The organism is Pseudomonas sp. A-B-19, assembly GCF_019947515.1.
In the GTDB taxonomy this organism is placed as follows: domain Bacteria; phylum Pseudomonadota; class Gammaproteobacteria; order Pseudomonadales; family Pseudomonadaceae; genus Aquipseudomonas.
Map to the genome: position 1 here is coordinate 171210 of NZ_JAGYGN010000008.1, position 15272 is coordinate 186481.

Here is a 15272-nt window from a genome sequence, read left to right on the forward strand (position 1 = left end):
GTACTCGCTGGAGATCCCCTGTGGGAGCGAGCTTGCTCGCGATGGCGGCGGCACATCCAGCATCCATGTGGCTGATCCACCGCGATCGCGAGCAAGCTCCCACAGGTATTCAGCGAATTCCAGATTCCGCAGGGTTTGGTGTTTTACTGAAAAGACCCCAAACCCCAGCGAGCCCTTCACCATGAACCGCAACGACCTGCGCCGCGTGGAAATGAACCTGCTGGTGATTTTCGAAACCCTGATGTTCGAGAAGAACCTGACCCGGGCCGGGGAAAAGCTGTTCCTCGGCCAGCCCGCTGTCAGCGCGTCGCTGGCAAAGTTGCGCGATCTGACGAAGGCAGCAGTCAACTGCGGGCAGACGACGCGCCGTTCGATATCAAGCTGTCCGAACTGTCGATGGTCTGGAACGGGGTCAACGATAACGATCCGGCAGAACGCTGGTTGCGCTCGAAAATTGCACAGCACATGGCGGCGCCACTATCGGGGAATTGATCGACTGCAGGATTACCGGCTCGGCCTCGCGCAAATACACCGGCATGTCGGTCACCGGTGGCATGGCCGGAATCTCGAAGTACATCTGCACCACCCAGCCACGGTGATAGCTGGCGTGGTTGACCACGTGCATCAACATCGCGCCGGCGCTCATGGTGCCGCTTTCGCCCGAGACAAAGGTGAATTCCAGGGGCTTGTCCAGGGAGGCATCGGTTTGCCGGGCGCTCCAGTCGCAGTACCAGCGATCGATCTCTTTTTGCGCCATGCGCAGTTCGCACAGATCGGAATGCAGCAGGTCGTGTGAGGTCTTGAAGCCATGCCCCCGGCCTTCAAGGTGCGCCTGCCAGATGCAATCGACCACGTAGACGTGATTGAGGGTGCCGATCATGTTTTTGAACACCGACACCCGTTCTTTTTTGACTTCGCCCGGAGGGAGCGCTGCGAGGCTGTCAAAAAGGCGCTGATTGGCCCAGCGTTTGTAATCGGCCAGCAGGCAGGCAGTGCGTACGGTGATCATCAGAGTTCTCCGATGGCAGTAAGCGCACTCCCTAGCATAGACCCAATACCCGCAAGGCAGTGCCAGCCCTGATCATCGGTCGTCCAGGCGTTTTACTGCCTGTTCGGCGAGCGCCAGGCAGCTGGTCAGCCCCGGTGATTCGATGCCGAACAGATTCACCAACCCCGGCACACCATGTACGGCGCACCCGCTGATGAGAAAATCGGCGGCCGGCTCCGTCGGTCCGCTGATTTTCGGGCGAATGCCGCTGTAGGCCGGTTGCAGGCTGTTGTCCGGCAAACCCGGCCAATACCGGCGGATCGCCTGATAGAATCCTGCGGCCCGGCGGGGTTCGACGCGGTAGTCGACGTGTTCGACCCATTCGACATCCGGCCCGAAGCGCGCCTGGCCACCCAGGTCGAGCGTCATGTGCACACCCAGTCCCGCGCTCTCCGGGGCCGGATACACCAGGTGGCGAAACGGCGCCCGGCCGCTGAAACTGAAATAACTGCCCTTGCACAAATGCGCCCGGGGAATGAAGTGCCCGGGCAGACCGACGATAGCGCGCGCCACCTCGGGCGCGGACAGCCCCGCGCAGTTGATCAATTCGCGGCAACGCAGGGTCATGGGTTGAATGCCGCCCATGCGCAGCTCGAAGCCCTGCTCCATGCAACGGGCCGACAGCAGCGGTGTGCGCAAGGCCAGCGTCGCGGCGAACCGCTCGGCATCCCCCTGAAGCGCCAGCATCAGGGCGTGGGAGTCGACGATGCCGGTAGACGGCGACCACAGTGCCGCGACGCAGGACAACGCCGGTTCAAGCGCCCGGGCCTGTGCGCCATCCAGCCATTGCAGGTCATCGACACCATTGAGACGCCCCTGCGCCAACAGACGCTGCAAAGCCGAGCGCTGCGGCTCATCGGTGGCCACGATCAGCTTGCCGATGCGTCGGCAATCAACGCCGCGCTCATCGCAATAAGCGTAGAGAAGCTGCTTGCCCTCCACGCATAACCGCGCCTTGAGGCTGCCGCCCGGGTAATAGATACCGGCGTGAATCACTTGCGAGTTACGCGAGCTGATGCCCGTGCCGATGCCCCCGCCCGCGTCAACCACCAGCACTTCGCGCCCGCTCATGGCCAAGGCCCTGGCCACTGCCAATCCGACGACGCCAGCCCCGATCACCACGCTTTGAATATCGACGTTCAACGCCCCTGCCCTCTCACACCCGTTCACGCTGCCGATAGTCGATCAGGCTGGAGAAAATCGCCAGTGACAAGGCCATGAAGTCCCCGTCCAAATGCACAGTCGGCAGTGCCAGGGAACTCCAGGCGACTGCCACGCATCCTAAACTATGTGGTATTTCCCTTATGCTCCATGCTGTTGGAGGACACCATCATGCGCCGCATGTTTATCCTTTCGTCCCTGCTACTTTGTTTGCCCGCCGGTTCCGCTCTGGCCAAAGTGGATGCTGGTGATGTCGCCACTTCCGCCGGGGTTTCCGCTTCGCTGTACTCAACGTTCAAAGACGACAAACTCATGATTCCCGCCCGGGATGACGCTTCCAGCTTCGTCGCCAGCGGCGGTGCGATTCGTGGTGCTTATCTGGAGGCACTGTTGAAAAAAGTCCGTCAGGACAACCCCGCCCTCAACAACGCAAGCGATGAAGACCTGGCCCGCGCCATCCTCGTCCAGGAAGGCGTTACCGCCGGTCACTGAAGATCGTCATCGCCAGTGGTGGGGCTTGTGACACCGGGATAGCGTTTGCGGCCCTACCTCGCGTGCGTGCCAGTGGACAAGCGTGCCCACCCGGCCACGAGTTGCGCATTGATACTCACCCCGCCGCACACCACGATCACCACGTCATTGGCGTCGGCAATCGCCGGGTGGTCCAGGTAGGCAATCGCCAATGAAACCCCGCACGCCGGTTCGACTAGCTGACGCAAATCATTGGCGTAACGCACCACGCCCATGATCGCCTCATCATCACTGAGCACCACGCACTCATGGGAGAAATCGCCGATGTGCCTGACCGGCCAGGCAGCCACCTGCGCGGCGCCCAGGGACGTGGCGACGGTGTCGATTTTCGGCAGTTTGACCGGGTGCCCGGCCGCCACCGCCGCGGCGAAAGACGCCGCGCCTTCGGTTTCACAGGCCACGACGCGGCAATCGGTGTGCCGATGACGGATCAGGCCGGTGAGCAACCCGGCCAGCAAGCCACCGCCGCCCACCGAGGTCACCAGTACATCCACTGGCGGGCAGTCTTCAAGGATTTCATCGACCAGGGTGCTGTGCCCTTCCCATAACACCGGGTGGTCAAAGGCGGGCACGAATTCACTGCGTGGGTCCTGGGCGAGTTCCCGTGCCCGTAGATTGGCTTCGTCCCAGACCTTGCCGTGCACGATCACCTCGGCGCCGGTATTGCTGATCCGCGCCCGGGTGCTTTGTGGCGTGGTGTGCGGCACCACGATGCATGCCTTGAGCCCCAGGCATGCAGCGGCCATGGCCGTGGCCAGCCCCGCGTTACCGCCGGAGGGACAGACCACCTTGCGCTTGCCCTGCTGCGCCGCCCGGCTGCACAGCAACCCGATGCCGCGTATTTTGAACGAGCCGCCAGGTTGCAGGTTTTCCAGTTTCAGCCAGATACGGCGGGTCGGGGTCGACAGGCCAGGGTGCAGGATCAAAGGCGTGCGGATGTGAAGCATACAGGCTCCTGTTTCACGCCACCGGCTCGTCGAACTCGTGCGAGCCGACGGTGAACGGTCCACTCTCCCAAGCTTAGTTCACCAGGCCTGCGGGCGACCGTCCCGGCGGTCCGGCGCAGGTTGTGATCTTTTACAGATGGAAACTCGAAGGCCAAAGAACGATCAAAAGATCGCAGCCTACGGCAGTTCCTGCGTAAGCCTGTTCCCGGAGGCACCATGAAAATTTCGGCAAAACTGGCATTTTTCGCCGTCGTCAGCACCCTCGCCTACCTCGCCCTGGCGATCTGGGGACTGGGTGGTTTCGCAGCCTATTTCAGCCACGGCTCATTGGTCGTCGTTGCCCTGGCCACTCTGATCATGGCTGTCGTTTCTCTGTTCACCGAGGTCAACCTGAGTTCGGGGGAACGCGAAGACCGGGACAACCGCTGGGTCATTCCGGCCTTCGGCGTGATCGGGTTGCTGAGCGGGTTCCTGCCGGCTTATACCGACCGCATCGATTTCTGGACCTTTGGCGGTGAAGGCGTGCGCTGGCTCGGCGCACTGTTGTTCGTCGTCGGCGGCGCGCTGCGGTTGTGGCCGGTGTTTGTGCTGGGCAAGCGCTTCAGCGGGCTGGTGGCCATTCAACCGGGGCATCGGCTGGTCACCGACGGGATCTACCGCAACCTGCGCAACCCCAGTTATCTGGGGATGATGGTCATCGGCATGGGTTGGGCACTGGCCTTTCGTTCTGCTGTCGGGCTGATATTGGTGGCGCTGACGCTGATCCCGCTGATCGCGCGCATTCACTCGGAAGAAGCCTTGCTCCGGGCGCAGTTCGGCAGCGAATACGAGGCCTATTGCGCCCGCTCCTGGCGGCTGATCCCGGGACTTTACTGAAGGAACACAGGCCCCTGTGGGAGCGAGCTTGCTCGCGATGGCGTCAACCTGTTCACTATTGATGTGACTGGAAAATTGCTATCGCGAGCAAGCTCGCTCCCACATTAGACGGCGTGCAGGCGTAGACCACCGGCATCCACCTGAACCCCCACCGATTCATAACTTGCTAACGTCCCATGCAACGTCTTGATCGGCTGCTCATGAGTCGCCGTGACAATCATCAAATCCGCCCCCGCCGCCTCGGCCGCCAGAATCCCCACCGTGGCGTCTTCAAAAACCAGGCACTGTCCGGGCTCGACACCCAGGCGCCGAGCCGCGAGGCGGTAACCGGCGGGGTCCGGCTTGCCGGCAGTCACATCCTCGGCGGTGATCATGACGGCGGGTTGGACAATCCCCGCCGCCGCCATACGCCGCAACGCCAGTTCCCGCGGGGCGGAAGTGACGATGGCCCATTGGCTGGCAGGCAACGACCGCAAGAACTTCGCCGCGCCAGCCACTTCCAATACCCCGTCGACGTCGTCGATTTCCGCTTCGGTAATCCACGCGGCTTCGGCCTCGGCATCCACCCCGGGCAAGCCCAGGCGCCTGATGGTGTCGACGGCGCGGGCGCCGTGGATGGAGGGCAGGAAAGTGTCGACATCGACGCCATGGCGCACCGCCCAGGTTGCCCAGACCCGCTCGGCGGCGGCAATGGATGTCAGCACGGTGCCATCCATGTCGAACAGAAAGGCACGGTAAGTCGAGTTGAAAACAGTGTGATCAGACAAGGAAAAGAACCTCGCAGGTGCCAGACGGATTTGCCTGGCAATGTAACACCTGCGCGCAGGTCAGTTGAGTCGTTTGGACTTGAAGGTCTGGCCCACACAATCGAGCAGCCCGCCAATCATCCAGGGTTTCTTGATGAAGGAGACCTCATGCCGCACGCCTGCGCTTTCAGGGGTTTCGAAACCGGACATGATCATGATCGGCTTGTCCGGCCAGCGATCGCCGAACTGGTTCGCCAGGTCCGCGCCATTGAGCGTGCCGGGCATGGTGATGTCCGTCAGCAGCATGCCCACCTCCGGCGCATGCTGCTCCAGATACATCACTGCCGCGTCCGCACTGGTTTGCGGCGCAACGACAAAACCTTCCTCCTGAAGAATTTCACACAGAAAATCCAGAATCAGCGGGTCGTCTTCAACCACCAGAATCAACCCGCCAGGAAGATCTCCACCCGCCGTCGGTACTCGACTCATGACCGTGCCGCCCCCTGATAGCCTCAATGATTTCGCGGGCTCTGACCCGCTACCTTAAAGGTATGAGCAGCGGACTCGACGGAAATTCATTTTTGATGCAGCCAGGTGACCGATCCGGATTTTGTAGTGACCTCGTGGGCGCTTTCGCTGGCAAGCCAGCTCCTACGGAGATCTGTGGCGTTTGCAAAATCCGTGTGGGAGCGAGCTTGCTCGCTCCCACAGGGTCTGTGGTGTCTGGAGTTACTGTGACATTTCGCTTTTTTTCATTGCATCCTTGGACGTGGCGTCTTTTTTCATTGAGTCCTTGGACATTGCATCCTTGGACATGCTGTCTTTGGACATGGAGTCGGTCTTCTTCATCGCGTCTTTTTTCATCGCATCCTTGGACATGGCGTCCTTGGACATCGAATCCTTGCTCATGCTGTCGTTACTCATCGTGTCGGCTGCGAATACAGAGGCAGCGCCAACGGCCAGGCACATGGACAGAACAACGGTGGTCAACTTTTTCATGATGAAACTCCTTGGAGCGTGGATTTACGGACGGTGAATGTTTCGGGCGTTCATCAGCTGCCACCGAACCAGTTGTAGCCCTGGTCTTCCCAGTAGCCGCCGCTGTAGGTGTCGCTGACGAAAATCGCCTGGATGTGTTTGGGGTTCTTGTAGCCAAGCTTGGTGGGCATGCGCAGCTTCATCGGGAAACCGTATTCGCGTGGCAGCACCGCGCCGTCATATGTCAGCGTCAGCAGGGTTTGCGCGTGCAGGGCGGTGGCCATGTCGATGCTGGTGTAGTAGTCGTCGGCGCATTTGAAACCGACGTATCTGGCATCGGTGTCGGCGCCGATGCGCTTGAGGAAGTCACTGAAGCGCACGCCACCCCAGCGCCCGATGGCGCTCCAGCCTTCGACGCAAATGTGCCGGGTGATCTGCTCGGTCTGGGCCATGGCGCGCAGCTCTTCGAGGCGCCAGCTGCGTTTGTCGGCGACCAGGCCGGTGACTTCCAGGCGATAACCCTCCTCCTCCACCACCGGCGCCTCGTCGATGCCGTAAAAGGCATTGAAGGGAAACGGCCGGGTGATCATCGACGCCGGATAGGTCGGCGCCATCGCATTGGGGTTGAACAGCCAGCCCTGCACCCGATCGTTGAAGCGCGACATGGATGACAGCGCAGTCTCGACGCTTTCGTTGTCGGTGATGTTGCAGCCGGACAGCATGGCCACGCCGCCGAGGGTCAGGCCACGCAGCAGAAACGAGCGGCGCGAGCGGTCTTCGATTTGCGGGGCGAGGATCTTGCGGGCGTCGGTGAGGATAGAAGCCTCGTCCAGCCCGGGGACCTGAATGCGCTTTTTCATACCTGCTCCTTGCGGCCGACGATCATGGCCAACAGCGTTTTCGGAACCAGCGCAACCATCAGCAGATGCACTGCCACGAAGGCCACCAACAGCGCCATGGCGAAAAAGTGCACACGACGCGCGCCTTCATAACCGAACAGCCATTCACGCAACAGCGGGAACTGCACCGACTTCCACAACACCAGCCCGGAGAGCACCAGCAGCGAGATGTCGACCATCACGAACAGGTAAGCGACCCGTTGCACCTGGTTGTAATGACTGAGGTCGGCATGCCCGAGTTTTCCGCGCAAGGCGGCCCACAGGTCCTGCAGCACGCCTTTGGGTGAAACCGGGAAGAAACGCCGTTTCAGACGTCCGCTGAACAGGTTGAAGGCCAGGTAGATCAGGCCGTTGATCGCCAGGAACCACATCGCCGCGAAATGCCATTGCAGCGCGCCACCGAGCCAGCCGCCAAGGGTGATCGACTTGGGAAAACTGAAGTCGTAGATCGGCGAGGCGTTGTAGATGCGCCAGCCGCTGGTGACCATGACCAGAACGGCCAGGGCATTGAGCCAATGGGTCAGGCGTAGCCAGCGTGGATGAGTGGACTTGGGTGAAGCAGTGGTCTGCGACATGTCCGGCTCCGGATTGTTGTTGTTCGTTGGAGCCGAGTATGGGAGCCGGAAGATCGCCAAATCCTCACGTAAAGTTAAATTAATCGTGATAACTGCCGCCGGGTACCTGTAGGAGCGAGCTTGCTCGCGAAGGTGTATCAGTCAACACAGCGGCGCCTGACACTCCATCGCGAGCAAGCTCGCTCCTACAGGGGTTTGTGCTGGTCCGCCGATGGCGCAATTATGGTTAAATGCCGCCCCCCACAAATGACCGACCCGACCCGATGAACCCTGAAGCCCTCGCCACCCTCAACCAGCACCTGCTGACCGCCCTGGCCACCGTCCCTGCCGAAACCCGCCGCCTGTTCCACGGCCGTGGCCGCTGCTGGCCGGGGCTGGAGCAAGTGACCGTGGACTGGCTGCAGGGTGTGGTGCTGGTGGCGCTGTTCAAGGAGCCGGAAGCGGCGCAACTGGAAGACCTGAAACAGGTGCTGATGACGGTCACCCGGTCTGAGCAATGGGCCCAATCCGGCGCCCACACGCTGTTGCTGCAACATCGCTACCTGCTGCAAAGCACCACAGAGTGGTTGCTGGGGGAGGAAATCGACGAACTGACGATCACTGAGGGCGGTCTGAAATACCGGGTCGACCTGGGCCGCAAGCAGAACACCGGGCTGTTCCTCGACATGCGCTACGGCCGCGAGTGGGTCCGCGCCAATGCCGAGGGCAAGCGGGTATTGAACCTGTTCGCCTACACCTGCGGCTTTTCGGTGGCGGCCATCGAAGGCGGCGCAACGCATGTGGTCAACCTCGACATGTCGAGCCCCGCCTTGAACCGTGGCCGCGACAACCACCGGCTCAACGGCCACGACATGAGCAAGGTCAGCTTCCTCGGTCACGACCTGTTCAAATCCTGGGGCAAGGTGATTGGCAAGGGGCCGTACGACCTGGTGATCATCGACCCGCCGTCGTTCCAGAAAGGCAGCTTTTTGCTGACCAAGGATTACCAGCGCGTACTGCGCCGGTTGCCGGAATTACTCAGCCCTCAAGGCACCGTACTGGCCTGCATGAACGACCCGGCGTTTGGTGCCGACTTCCTGATCGACGGCGTGACCCGTGAGGCGCCGAGCTTGCGGTTCGTGCAGCGGCTGGAGAATCCGCCGGAGTTTCCGGATGCTGATGTCCAGTGTGGGTTGAAAGCGTTGGTGTTTACGCTGCAGAGCTGAAAGATCGCAGCCTGCGGCAGCGCCTACAGGGATCGCAGCAAGGCACCAATGCCGGGAACACCACATAACGTTGTAGGAGCTGGCTTGCCAGCGAAGAGGCCGGCACGTCCAGCCTCCATGTCGCCTGATCCACCGCCTTCGCTGGCAAGCCAGCTCCTACGGCGGTATGCACAGCTCCGTAGGGGCTGGCGAAGCCCGCGGTCTTCAGACCGGGATCTCAGCGCGGCTGCAACACCAGCGCAAACAACTCGCCATGCCCGTTCACATTGAGCTTGTGATAGAGGTTGCGCCGGTGCACTTTCACCGTCTCCGGGGAGATGCCCATTTGCTGGGCGATGGCCTTGCTGGAGAAGCCCTGGAGAATCCGCCGCGCAGTTTCGATTTCCCGTAGCGTCAGGCGCGCGTCGAAGCGATCGAGCAGGCTGGCCAGATCACCGGCCGGTGGTTCGGCGGCCGGCCCTTGCGGCGGCAGCAAATCCAGGTGTCGGCGCATCGCCGCCAGCACCCAGTCACGCACGCACAGCAAGCGGCCCTGCTCTTCGAGGCTGAAGCGCGTCGAACGCCCGAGGGACAGGCCGAGCACGGCGCCGTCGACGTTGACCATGAACTGCAACTCGTCCCCACCGACCACGGAGCTGAAGTAACTCAGGTAGTACTCGCTGTGCTGGAACTGGTCGGGGGCCACCGATTCGAGGCTGTGCAAGCCGTCGGCGATGCCGGCGCAGGCGGCTTGATAGAACGGATCGAGCAGGTACATGCCGGCGCTGTAATCCGCCAGTTCTTCATGCTCGTCGGTGCTGCCCATGGCATCTAAGTCAATCAGCAGGCGCGGCACATGCCCCGGGCGCATCAGCGCTACCAGCGCATTGTCCAGCGGCACCAGCAAGCGCAGGGTATCGACCAGCGCACGCCAGAAGCTGTCCCGCCCCACTGCCGTGAAAACCCGTGCCAGCCCCTGGTGCACCGGCAACTCTTTCAACAACGCGTCCACGCACTACCCCTTTCGAGTAACCCATGATGGGAATGGGTGAAGGCCACCCCGGTCGATACGCTGCAAACTCCTGATTACCACCGGCCGCAACAGGCCAGGAGTGCCGCATCATGAGTCGTCACCGCTTGTATTTCAATCTGGGGTTTGGCGCCTGCCTGGCGGCGTCGCTGCCGGCCTTTGCCGTCCAAGCCCAGACCGTGCACGTGTACAACTGGTACGACTATATCGGCCCCACCACCCTGCAGGATTTCAAGCGTGACACCGGGATTGCGCCGGTCTACGACACCTTCGACAGCGCCGAAGTGCTCGAAGGCAAACTGCTCACCAGCCGCAGCGGCTACGACGTGGTGGTTGCCAGCAACTTCAGTTTGCCCACGCTGATCAAGGCCGGTGCTCTGGCGCCATTGCCCCGGGCGCAGATGCCGGACTTCAAGAACATGGACGCCGACCTGCTGGCGAAACTGGCCAACAACGATCCGGGCAACCAGTACGCCGTGCCCTACCTGTGGGGCACCAACGGCATCGGCTACAACGTCGACAAAGTGCGCGCGGCGCTGGGCGACAAGGCGCCGGTGGATTCATGGGACCTGGTGTTCAAGGAAGAGAACCTGGCCAGACTCGGCGAATGCGGCGTGGCCATGCTCGACTCGCCGTCGGAGATGCTGCCGGTTGCCCTGCACTACCTCGGCCTGCCGCCCAACAGCACCAACCCCGAGGACTACAAGAAGGCCGAAGCGTTGCTGCTCAAACTGCGTCCGCACATTGCCTACTTCAACTCATCGAAGTTCATCAGCGACCTGTCCAACGGCAATATCTGCGTGGCGGTCGGCTGGTCTGGCGCGATGCTCGAAGCCAGGAACACCGCCGAGCAGGCCGGTAACGGCGTGAGGATCGCCTACAGCTTGCCGAAGGAAGGCGCTCCGGTGTGGTTCGACACGCTGGTGCTGCTCAAGGACGCTCCGCACCCGGAACAAGGGATGGCCTTCATCGACTACCTGATGCGCCCTGAAGTCATCGCCCCGGTCAGCGACCACCTCAACTACCCCAACGGCAACCGCAGCGCGACCACGCTGGTTGCCGAAGCGACCCGCAGCAACCCGGCCGTCTACCCGCCAGCCGAAGCCATGGCCACCCTGTTCACCCTCCAGCCCCTGCCGCCAGCCACCGAACGGGTGCGCACGCGGGTGTGGAGCAAGGTCAAAAACGGCCGGTAGGAGCTGCCGAAGGCTGCGATCTTTTGATTTTTGTTTTTGTCGATCAGCAGTTTTTCAAGATCAAAAGATCGCAGCCTTCGGCAGCTCCTACAGGTGTTGACCGCATTTTTCTGCCACGAATCGAAAATGAGAAAACCCATGAAACCACGTGCCCGCGACCTGAATATCCCTATCGGCCAACTGCAACCCGGCCCGCTCAACGCCATCACTGACGTCCCCGGCGTTCGGGTCGGCCACAGCAATGTACGAGGACGCACTGCCACCGGCCGCGACATCCTCACCGGCGTCACCGTCATCGAACCGCGTGCCGGTTCCACCAGCGGGCAACCATGCTTTGCCGGCGTGCATGTGCTCAACGGCAACGGCGATGCCACGGGGCTGGAGTGGATTCGCGAAGCGGGCTTGCTGACCAGCCCCATTGCCTTCACTAACACCCACAGTCTGGGCGTGGTGCGCGATGCATTGATCGTGCTCGACCGCGAGCAGCAACCGGATGACGGGCGCCTTTACTGGAACATGCCAGTGGTACTGGAAACCTTCGACGGCCTGCTCAACGACATCAACGGCTTTCACGTCAAGCCGGAACACGTGGCCCAGGCCGTTTGTTCGGCGGCGGGCGGTCCGGTAACCGAAGGTAATGTCGGCGGTGGCAGCGGCATGATCTGCCACGAATTCAAGGGTGGCATCGGCACTGCGTCGCGCCGGTTGAACAGCGCCCAGGGTGGCTGGACGGTCGGCGCGATCGTCCAGGCCAATCATGGCATTCGCAACGAACTGCGCGTTGACGGGTACCCGGTCGGGCGCTACATGGAACAGGTCGATTCGCCGTTCCTCAAGGCCTCGCTGCCCCACCCGGGGATGGGTTCGATCGTGGTCTGCCTGGCCACCGATGCGCCGTTTCTGCCGCACCAGTGCACCCGCCTGGCGCAGCGCGCCAGCCTCGGCCTGGCCCGCACCGGCGGCGGCAATGAAGACCACAGCGGCGACATCTTCATCGCCTTCGCCACCGGTAACGATCACGTGCCGCCGGCCGCCTATGAAAGCAAAAAAGCAACGACCACCGACAACCTGAGCATGGTCAACAACGATCACATCAGCGAGCTGTTCCTGGCCGCCACCGAAGCCGTGGAAGAAGCCATCATCAATGCCTTGCTCGCCGCCGACACCGCCGAAGGCAACGGGCATGGGGTGCCGGGGCTGGATGCCGAAACCTTGCTCAAGGCGTTGCGTCGCGCCGGTTGGCCGGGGGATGCGACTAGCGGTACTTGAGTACAACACTCGGTCTTTCTAGGATGAACCTGCGCAGCCGCTTGCTTGCTCAAGCCGCTGCGTAGGTGGTGAGTGCACTGAACCCCTACCAAGCTCACCGCCTGCTTCACGCGCATCTTGAGCCTCTCGGCTCCACTTCCTCCCCATCAAGAGCTTTGAGGCTCTTTTTTACCTCTGAAAAACACACATTTCGCCTGTAGGAGCTGGCTTGTCGGGTCGCAGCATCGCAGCGAAGGCGTCGTGTCATTCGCCACCGTTGTTGGCAGGGACACCGCTTTCGCTGGCAAGCCAGCTCCTACAGGGGGATTTTCAGCGGGTATCGGCGATGCACAGCGACCGCCATGCCGCCTCCGCCAGCATGTCCCGGTACACCTTCGGGCTGCCCTTGACCCGGCCCGACAACCAGGCGCGGCAGTAACTGTCTGCCTGGCCGACGATCAACGACGGTATCAATTCCGCCGGAAAACTCCCCAGCTCATTACCGTGCGCGCCCAGCCACTCGAGCAACTGCTTGTTGCGCGCCTTGTTGCGGGTGGCGAGTTCGTCCTTGAACGGTCCCTTGGTGACGGCAAACCGCGCGTGGTACTGGAACCGTGCCCACTCCGGTTGGCTGTCGACCCAATCCACATAACTGTGCACCAGCGCGTGCACCCCCGCTTGCGTGGTTTGCGCATCAGCCAGGTAGCTGTCGCGCAGGCGCGCCTGATCATCCAGGGCGGTAAAAAACAGCGCCGCCACCAAACCTTCCTTGTTGCCGAAATGGTGATAGATCGCGCCGACACTGGTATCGCATTCGGCGCGGATCATTTCGATGGTGGTGGCCTCGATCCCCTGTTCGTTGAACAGGCCCAGGGCCTTTCTGAAGATGTCGCGCTTGAGTTCGGCGCGTCGTCCGGGGTAGCGGCGTTCGAGCAGGTCGGTGGTTTCCATGCGTAAAAACAGTCCGGAAAAGTCATCGGTGGGGGCTGGCGATTGCCAACGAACAAGTGGCGCTAGGTTGACAGATTTCCAACGAACGGAATACTGTTCCGTCACGGAATATTATTCCGTTACAGAATACTATTCTGTAAATCGTCATCCTCAAGAGGCATCAAAAATGAGTCAGTTCCTCAGCATGTTCAACAGCGCAGGCCCGCAAGCGTTCAGCCAAATGGCCTGCCAGGTGGCACCCTACTTCTCCACCATCAACCCGCTGGTCAAGGATTTGCGCAAAGGCTCGGCCACCGTGCAGGTTCCGTTTGCCCGGGAAATCACCAATCATTTGGGGACGGTGCATGCGATAGCGATGTGCAATGCCGCCGAGCTGGCTGCCGGGATGATGACCGACGTTTCCATTCCCGCCGGCGCGCGCTGGATACCCAAAGGCATGACCGTCGAATACCTGGCCAAGGCCAAGAGCGATGTGACGGCGGTGGCCGCGGGGGATGCCGTGGACTGGACCACCGACGGCGACAAGATCGTGCCGGTGGACATTCACGATGCCGAGGGCAAGAAGGTGTTCACGGCGCGGATTACCATGAATGTGAAGCTGACTTAAGCACTGCCCCGGCGCTCACGAACAACCGATCCCTGTAGGAGCTGGCTTGCCAGCGAAGGCATCGTGTCAGTCGCCGTGGTTGTTGGCTGACACACCGCTTTCGCCGGCAAGCCGGCTCCTACAGTGGATTTGTGGGGTTGAGCAAAATGCGGTCAGACCAGTCGCAATCGAGGTCCGCTGGCGGGTACGGCATCTTCTCCGAGCCGCCCTCGCACAAACTCATTGGCCTTGCGCGTCAGTTGGTCCAGATGCCGGTCGCGCTGTTTTTCCGCGTCGGTCATGGCCCGTTTGCCATGCTTTTGCAGCAGATAGGTGTGAATCTGCCGCACTTCCAGCGAGCTGTAGATCGACGCCACATCCAGCAGCGCCATCAAGCCATCGGTGGCGTGGTCGCGGGTGTTCATCAACACCTGGGTCGCACGCACGCCCAGCACCTCAAAGCCCATCGCCTCGAAATACGGCACCTTGGCCACCGCACAGGTCAGCTCGGCATGGGGATAGCGACCGACCATTTCCCGCAGCATCCGCCGGGCCACGCCCTGGCGCCGATACTCGGCCTGCACCGCCATGTACGCCACGCCACACGCCTCGGGGTCGTCCTGCACCGGCAGGTACAGTACAAAGCCAATCACCTTTTGCGGATCGTCTTCGTCGGTGGCGACGATCAACTCCACGGCAATGCCCTTTTCACCGTTCAGCGCCTCCAGGTACAGGTGCACCTCATAGCCGATCGCGTATTGATAGAGGTTGTACAGCAGGTTGCTGGGCGGGATCGCGACCATGCTGATGTCGGTCAGGTTGTCGACCACCATCTGCAGGATCTGGCTATTGATGTGCTCGGGGCACGGGGTCTTGAAGTGGCTGATCAGGGGCATTGCAGTGACGGGCTCCGGGAGGCAAGGGCCGCCTATCATAGCGCGCCTGACAGGTGCGGTCCGAAGGGTGATGGACAGACATTCCCCATTCAGGCGCCATGAGCGTCGCCGGTGTTTGCTTTATGGCCGCAGGCGTTGCGTTTTCAAGGCTCGCAGCAGGGTCCGGCACACTTTGTGCTGGATGAACAGGCGCCTTCGCGAACCGGCTCGATCCCCCAGGGACAGCGGTTTGCCCACAACTCGTTTTTCTGTGGGATCGAGCCTGCTCGCGAAAGCGACCACCACCACAACAGCCTGTGGTGTGAGTGGGGGGGAATCGGTGGGTGAAGCCCCCCCAATTGTGAGGATTGCCACCCGTTGCGCTACTGCGACCAAAGTCCAATCCATCAAGCGTTTGATATCAAACAGCTATTTCTCTCC

At 61.6% G+C, this 15272-nt stretch carries 17 protein-coding genes and 1 pseudogene; 7 read left to right on the top strand and 11 right to left on the bottom strand.

What is annotated here, in order from left to right; translation table 11 throughout:
* Positions 1–181 precede the first annotated feature (181 nt).
* A pseudogene (locus KGA81_RS30075) lies at positions 182–492 on the top strand (LysR family transcriptional regulator).
* On the opposite strand, the gene KGA81_RS11815 reads toward KGA81_RS30075, so the two are convergent.
* Positions 413–1009, bottom strand: coding sequence for a DinB family protein (locus KGA81_RS11815; protein WP_223545961.1), 597 nt, complete (start codon positions 1007–1009; stop codon positions 413–415). The pseudogene KGA81_RS30075 and the gene KGA81_RS11815 overlap by 80 nt on opposite strands.
* Before the next feature lie 72 nt (positions 1010–1081).
* The gene (locus KGA81_RS11820; protein WP_223545962.1) at positions 1082–2191 is read right to left on the bottom strand and encodes an NAD(P)/FAD-dependent oxidoreductase; all 1110 of its coding nucleotides are present in this window, start codon (positions 2189–2191) and stop codon (positions 1082–1084) included.
* A 189-nt stretch (positions 2192–2380) separates the two neighbouring features.
* On the opposite strand from KGA81_RS11820, the gene KGA81_RS11825 reads away from it, so the two are divergent.
* On the top strand, positions 2381–2701 hold the full coding sequence (locus tag KGA81_RS11825) for a DUF2388 domain-containing protein (protein WP_223545963.1): 321 nt from the start codon (positions 2381–2383) through the stop codon (positions 2699–2701).
* A 53-nt stretch (positions 2702–2754) separates the two neighbouring features.
* Here KGA81_RS11825 and KGA81_RS11830 read toward each other — a convergent pair whose 3' ends face one another.
* Positions 2755–3687 (bottom strand): pyridoxal-phosphate dependent enzyme, encoded by a 933-nt coding sequence (locus KGA81_RS11830; RefSeq protein ID WP_223545964.1) that lies wholly within the window; start codon positions 3685–3687, stop codon positions 2755–2757.
* 216 nt (positions 3688–3903) lie between these two features.
* Here KGA81_RS11830 and KGA81_RS11835 point away from each other — a divergent pair, with 216 nt between their 5' ends.
* Entirely contained in the window at positions 3904–4563 is a 660-nt protein-coding gene (locus KGA81_RS11835) for a methyltransferase family protein (RefSeq protein ID WP_223545965.1), read from the top strand.
* A 104-nt stretch (positions 4564–4667) separates the two neighbouring features.
* Here KGA81_RS11835 and KGA81_RS11840 read toward each other — a convergent pair whose 3' ends face one another.
* From KGA81_RS11840 to KGA81_RS11860, 5 genes are all read right to left on the bottom strand, one after another.
* Entirely contained in the window at positions 4668–5330 is a 663-nt protein-coding gene (locus KGA81_RS11840) for an HAD-IA family hydrolase (protein ID WP_223545966.1), read from the bottom strand.
* A gap of 60 nt (positions 5331–5390) precedes the next feature.
* A complete protein-coding gene (locus KGA81_RS11845; protein WP_223545967.1) occupies positions 5391–5798 on the bottom strand; it encodes a response regulator in 408 nt (135 codons plus the stop codon).
* Between the two features lie 240 nt (positions 5799–6038).
* Positions 6039–6308, bottom strand: a complete 270-nt coding sequence (locus tag KGA81_RS11850) for a pentapeptide MXKDX repeat protein (protein ID WP_223545968.1) — start codon at positions 6306–6308, stop codon at positions 6039–6041.
* 53 nt (positions 6309–6361) lie between these two features.
* Complete coding sequence (locus KGA81_RS11855) at positions 6362–7147, bottom strand: molybdopterin-dependent oxidoreductase (RefSeq protein WP_223545969.1); 786 nt, start codon at positions 7145–7147, stop codon at positions 6362–6364.
* A complete protein-coding gene (locus KGA81_RS11860; protein WP_223545970.1) occupies positions 7144–7761 on the bottom strand; it encodes a cytochrome b/b6 domain-containing protein in 618 nt (205 codons plus the stop codon). Before KGA81_RS11860 ends, KGA81_RS11855 begins: the two co-directional genes overlap by 4 nt.
* 263 nt (positions 7762–8024) lie before the next feature.
* On the opposite strand from KGA81_RS11860, the gene KGA81_RS11865 reads away from it, so the two are divergent.
* Positions 8025–8966, top strand: a complete 942-nt coding sequence (locus KGA81_RS11865; RefSeq protein WP_223545971.1) for a class I SAM-dependent methyltransferase — start codon at positions 8025–8027, stop codon at positions 8964–8966.
* 217 nt (positions 8967–9183) lie between these two features.
* Here the strand turns inward: KGA81_RS11865 and KGA81_RS11870 are convergent, their stop codons facing one another.
* The gene (locus tag KGA81_RS11870) at positions 9184–9957 is read right to left on the bottom strand and encodes a helix-turn-helix transcriptional regulator (protein ID WP_223545972.1); all 774 of its coding nucleotides are present in this window, start codon (positions 9955–9957) and stop codon (positions 9184–9186) included.
* 110 nt (positions 9958–10067) lie between these two features.
* Between KGA81_RS11870 and KGA81_RS11875 the strand changes: the two genes are divergently transcribed.
* Together KGA81_RS11875 and KGA81_RS11880 are read left to right on the top strand one after the other, a co-directional pair.
* Positions 10068–11171 (top strand): extracellular solute-binding protein, encoded by a 1104-nt coding sequence (locus KGA81_RS11875; RefSeq protein ID WP_223545973.1) that lies wholly within the window; start codon positions 10068–10070, stop codon positions 11169–11171.
* Between the two features lie 138 nt (positions 11172–11309).
* Complete coding sequence (locus tag KGA81_RS11880) at positions 11310–12440, top strand: P1 family peptidase (RefSeq protein WP_223545974.1); 1131 nt, start codon at positions 11310–11312, stop codon at positions 12438–12440.
* Between the two features lie 309 nt (positions 12441–12749).
* Here KGA81_RS11880 and KGA81_RS11885 read toward each other — a convergent pair whose 3' ends face one another.
* On the bottom strand, positions 12750–13370 hold the full coding sequence (locus KGA81_RS11885) for a TetR/AcrR family transcriptional regulator (RefSeq protein WP_223545975.1): 621 nt from the start codon (positions 13368–13370) through the stop codon (positions 12750–12752).
* 166 nt (positions 13371–13536) lie between these two features.
* Between KGA81_RS11885 and KGA81_RS11890 the strand changes: the two genes are divergently transcribed.
* The gene (locus KGA81_RS11890; RefSeq protein ID WP_223545976.1) at positions 13537–13977 is read left to right on the top strand and encodes a hotdog fold domain-containing protein; all 441 of its coding nucleotides are present in this window, start codon (positions 13537–13539) and stop codon (positions 13975–13977) included.
* A 152-nt stretch (positions 13978–14129) separates the two neighbouring features.
* Here KGA81_RS11890 and KGA81_RS11895 read toward each other — a convergent pair whose 3' ends face one another.
* Positions 14130–14852, bottom strand: a complete 723-nt coding sequence (locus KGA81_RS11895; protein WP_223545977.1) for a GNAT family N-acetyltransferase — start codon at positions 14850–14852, stop codon at positions 14130–14132.
* Between the last annotated feature and the right edge of the window lie 420 nt (positions 14853–15272).